At 75.6% G+C, this 4,476-nt stretch carries 6 protein-coding genes; 4 read left to right on the plus strand and 2 right to left on the minus strand.

Annotated elements, in window-relative coordinates; translation table 11 throughout:
• The coding region (locus tag RIM90_RS30675; protein WP_375165618.1) for an HAD family hydrolase at positions 1-595 on the plus strand (595 nt) is incomplete at its 5' end.
• A 127-nt stretch (positions 596-722) separates the two neighbouring features.
• Positions 723-1,760, plus strand: coding sequence for a rod shape-determining protein (locus tag RIM90_RS30680; protein WP_309064009.1), 1,038 nt, complete (start codon positions 723-725; stop codon positions 1,758-1,760).
• Positions 1,761-1,790: 30 nt separating this feature from the next.
• Here RIM90_RS30680 and RIM90_RS30685 read toward each other — a convergent pair whose 3' ends face one another.
• The gene (locus tag RIM90_RS30685) at positions 1,791-2,744 is read right to left on the minus strand and encodes a sensor histidine kinase (RefSeq protein WP_309064010.1); all 954 of its coding nucleotides are present in this window, start codon (positions 2,742-2,744) and stop codon (positions 1,791-1,793) included.
• Positions 2,741-3,094, minus strand: coding sequence for an STAS domain-containing protein (locus tag RIM90_RS30690; protein WP_375165619.1), 354 nt, complete (start codon positions 3,092-3,094; stop codon positions 2,741-2,743). The genes RIM90_RS30685 and RIM90_RS30690 overlap by 4 nt, the downstream gene beginning before the upstream one ends.
• Before the next feature lie 245 nt (positions 3,095-3,339).
• Between RIM90_RS30690 and RIM90_RS30695 the strand changes: the two genes are divergently transcribed.
• Both RIM90_RS30695 and RIM90_RS30700 read left to right on the plus strand, forming a co-directional pair.
• The gene (locus RIM90_RS30695; protein ID WP_309064011.1) at positions 3,340-3,969 is read left to right on the plus strand and encodes an ANTAR domain-containing protein; all 630 of its coding nucleotides are present in this window, start codon (positions 3,340-3,342) and stop codon (positions 3,967-3,969) included.
• A gap of 231 nt (positions 3,970-4,200) precedes the next feature.
• Entirely contained in the window at positions 4,201-4,371 is a 171-nt protein-coding gene (locus RIM90_RS30700) for a hypothetical protein (RefSeq protein ID WP_309064012.1), read from the plus strand.
• Positions 4,372-4,476: the final 105 nt, after the last annotated feature.

Consider the following 4,476-nt stretch of genomic DNA (forward strand, 5'->3'; position numbering starts at 1 on the left):
CCGCCCGCCGGGCGACGCGCTGGAGGGCCGCCCGCCCGCTCCCGTCGACCTCCCGCGGGACGCGCTCGTCCATCCGCTGGAGGTGCTGCGCGCCTTCGCCCACGACCGGCTCGGCCCCCTGCTGCGCGAACGCCTCGACGCCATCGAACTGCGGGCCGCGCCCGACGCGCCCATGACCCACCGCTCGGCCGCCCTCGTGCGCGCGCTGCACGCGTCCGGCCGGCGGGTCGTCGTCGTCAGCGACGTGGGCGAGCGGGCCGTCCGGCGCTGTCTGCGGCCCCACCGGCTGCCGCTGGCCGGCGTCCACGGCCGCGGCACCGACCCCGCCCTGCTCATGCCCCACCCCGACTGCCTGGGGCGGGCCCTGAGCGCGTCCGGCTCGTCCCGTTCGTCCGGCGCCCCGGCCGGCGTGCTGATCGGCTCGTCGGTCGCCGAGTTCACCGCCGCCCAGCAGGCCGGTCTCCGCTTCATCGGCTACGCCTACACCTCCGCCCTCCGCCGCGCCCTGCGCGAGGCGGGCTGCGGGCTCGTCGTCGACTCGCTGACCCCCCTGCTCACGGCCGCCCGCTCACTGCCCCGCCCGGGCGGCTCCTGACGTCCACCCCATTCAGCGGCCCCCCGCCCGGCCCTCCAGGAAAGGCGCCCGCCCCGCTCCTCCCGCAGGATGCCTGAAGGGTCCGCCACCCGGCGGGCCGCTGGGTCCGCACTCGGGAGGATCTGCCGTGACCGCCACTCTGGAGCAGTTGCGCCGCTGCCACTTCGCCGTCGACCTCGGGGCGGCCCGTACCCGGGTGTACGTCAAGGGCGCCGGCCTCGTCGTCGACCAGCCGTCCGTCGCCGCCGTGAACACCCGCACCGGTGCGCTGATCGCGGTCGGTGAGTTCGCGGAGAAGATGACGGGGCGCACACCGGATTACATCCGCGTCGTGCGGCCCGTCTCCGGCGGCACGGTCGTCGACATCGAGATGGCGCAGCGCATGCTGCGGCAGCTGCTGGGCGACCGGATCCGCCGCACGCTGCGCCGCAAGCCCCGGCTGCGCGCCGCGGCCTGCACCCCGCACGACGCCGATCCGCTCGCCCAGCGCGCCGCGATCGAGACCCTGGTCGGTCTCGGCGCCCGCCGGGTGGAGCTGGTCGACACGCTGATCGCCGCCGCCGTCGGCTGCGACCTGCCCGTGGAGCGCCCCGAGGCGACCATGATCATGGTGTGCGGGGCGGCGGCCACGCAGGTGGCGGTGCTCTCCCTGGGGGCGATCGTGACGGCGGAGCGCATCCCCGTCGGCGGTGACGCCGTGGACCACGCGATCGTGCAGCATCTGCGCCACCGGCACGAGCTGATGCTGCCGAGCCAGTCCGTACGGCCGCTGCAGCTCGCGCTGTCCGTCAACGGGCTCACCTCCCAGGGTCCGGAGTCGACGGAGATCCACGGCCGGGACGTCGCCACCGGCCTGGCCCGTTCCGTGACGGTCGACACGACCGCCGTGCGGGAGGCCATCCAGACACCGCTCACCGCCGTCCTCGACGGCATCGGCAAGGTGCTGCGGGAGTGCCCGCCCGATCTGGTCGCCGATCTCGCCGACCGCGGGATCATGATGGTCGGCGGGAGCGCCCTGCTGCCGGGCCTGGACCAGATGCTGCGTCAGGCGACGGGCATGCCCGTGCACATCGCCGAGCGGCCGGACGTGTGCGCCGTGCAGGGGCTGGGCGCCATGCTGGAGGGCAGGATCGCGCCGATGGTGCTGGACCCGCTGGGGGCCTGAGCCCGGCGGGGTTCCCCCGGCCGGGGGCGGTCACCGGGCGAACCAGCACCGCACCGTGGTGCCCTCGTCGCCGGTGTGCATCCGCACCAGGTCGGCGATCAGGTTGACCAGCAGCAGTCCGCGCCCGCCGCGCCGCTCGCGGGCGGGGGGCCGGCGTCCGGCGAGCGGGTCGGTGAGCCGTCCCCGGTCGCGCACCTCGCACAGCACGTGGCCGCCCTCGCCCCAGACCCGCAGCACTCCCGAACCGCCGCCGTGCACCACGCTGTTCGTGGTCAGCTCGGCCGTGGCGAGGGTCAGGTCCTCCAGGGCGACGCCGGTGAGACCGAGCCGCCGCCCCTCGTCGGAGGCGAGGTGCCGGGCCTGGGGCAGCGACTCGGCGGTGAAGGGGACGGTCAGCGCGTCCGGTACGAGCGGCAGCGGCTCGTTGTAGCGGGCGACGACGGCGTCGGGGGCGTAGGCCGCGCTGTCGTGCGCCGGACCGGGGCCGGCCGGGATGACGGTGGGGTGGGTGGCGTGGGCGTCGGCGAGGACCGGTTCGGGCAGGCGCTCGGTGTCGTAGGGGCACAGGATGGTCACCGTGCGGCCCCGGAAGGCGGCGTTGATCAGTGCCTCGTGCTGGGCGCAGGCGGGGTACTCGGTCGCGGAGCGGCCGGCCCAGATCGGTTCGCCGATGATCCGCACCCGCCGCCCGGCCGGCTGGGCGTCCGCGAAGGCGCGCAGCACACCGGGGATGATCCGGCCGGGGTTGCGTCCGGCCTCCCGCATGTCCAGGAGCCGGACGGTCTCCGCGTCGTCGCCGAGCGCGTCCTTGATCAGCCGCAGCCGGTCACCGGGCACGGCGACCGCCACGGGCTCGCCGGCCGCCAGTCCCTCGCGTACGAACGGGACGGTGCCGTCCAGGTACTCCCGCTCGTCCCGGTAGAAGAGGGCGGGGTGGACGAAGGGGTCCGGGGCGGTCCCCGGGTGTTCGACCGCGGCACTCATGACATCGACACCTCGATCGTCGGAAGGTCGGGCCAGAACATCTCCAGGACCCGTCGCAGAGCCGGCGGCGGACGGCGCACCACGAAGCGCCGGCCGTCCCCGAGCCGCTCGGCGGCGGCCGCGAGGGCATCGGCGCCCGCGACGTCGACGAACGTCACCTCGGACAGCTCCAGGTAGTACACGCCCTCGCCTTCGCGCACCGCCTGCTCCAGTACGCGTTCCCAGATCGTCCGCGTGGCCAGGCCGATCTCCCCGGCCGCGCGGACCCCACGGCACCCGTCCAGCGGGCGCACCGTCAGGGACGGCACCGGGGTCCCGGGTCCGTGCGACGTCCGACGCCGAGTGCTCACCACCGTCTCCCCATGTTCCGGACCAGCGCGTACCCCGCCGGTTCCGGGTCATTCCCGGCTCGGTGTGTAGTGCGCCGCAGGCGGGGCAGGCGCACCTGCAGCGCAGCCGGGACCGTGCGCAGCCTACCGCCCGGCTCCGGCGGCGGCCGAACTGCCCCGAACGCCCGACGACCACCCACGAGCACCGACAAGGCGGTGACATGACCTCCGCGGCACCACTCCCTCTCCCGGGAAGGACGAACACCATGGTCATCGGCGGGCGCATGGACGCGGACCGGGCGCTGCTCACACCTCGCGGCGAGCTCGTCCACGGGTGCGCGGACGCCCTGGCCGAGAAGCTGGCCCAATTGCCCCCCGGCACGGCACGGGTGGACCTGGACATGAGCGGTGTGCACTTCATGGACACCGCCGGACTGGCGTTCCTCGAGGTCCTGCGCGACCACGGCCACCGGCGGTCGGTGCCGGTCACGGCCACCCGCTGGAACGGTCAGCCGCGCCGCATCCTGGAGCTCGTCGGCCTCGACACCACGGACCCGCTGCGCTCCCCGGCTCCGGGGGAGGCGCCGGCGCAGGCCGTCTCGGCGGTGGCCCGGGAACGGGCGGAACGGCTGCACGTGCTCCAGGCGGAGGTCGAGCAGCTCCGGCAGGCGATCGTCTCCCGCCCGGTCATCGACCAGGCCCGCGGCGTCCTGATGGCCACGTACGGCTGCACCTCGGACGAGGCCTGGCACATCCTGCGGGAGGCCTCCCAGCTGTCCAACACCAAGCTCCGCACGGTCGCCGCGGCCCTGACGGCCTGCGCGGCGGCGGAGGGCGCTCCCCCGCCGGAGGTCCGCACGGCCCTGGCCAGGGCCGTCGCGCGCCGGCAGTCCTGAGGCCCGGGCCGGAGGTCCGCGGGGTCCGCGTGAACTGATGCGCCGTCAACACCGTCCGCACCGTCGACGCCGTCGCGCCGCCGGTGGGCGGCACGCGACCGGCGGACGGGCGTGTCCCCGGTCCTGGTGACGCCGCTCCTGCGGGGTACCCGGTCCGCGCGTCGCCGGAGCGCTCCTCGCGGCCGCCCGGCGGCGGACGCTCATCTGTTCCGCGACGAGGAGGCACCCACGATGACCGAGCACCACACTCCGTCCCAGGCCGAGGGCGGCAGGGACGACGAGGAGAGCACCGCGAGCGCCGAGGAGTTCCCGACCCCCTCCCAGGCGGAGGGCGAACGCGACGACGCGGAGGAAACCGGCGGGACCGGCAAGGACGCCGCCGGACGCGGCACCGGGGACTGAGAGGACCGAGGGCCGCGCGCGGGCCGCCTGGCGCGCTCTTTCTGCGCGCGTAGCGGGTGGTGGGGCGGGTGGGACTCGAACCCACGGCCGACGGATTATGAGTCC

Source organism: Streptomyces sp., from assembly GCF_031181555.1.
Taxonomy (GTDB): Bacteria; Actinomycetota; Actinomycetes; order Streptomycetales; family Streptomycetaceae; genus Streptomyces; species Streptomyces fimbriatus.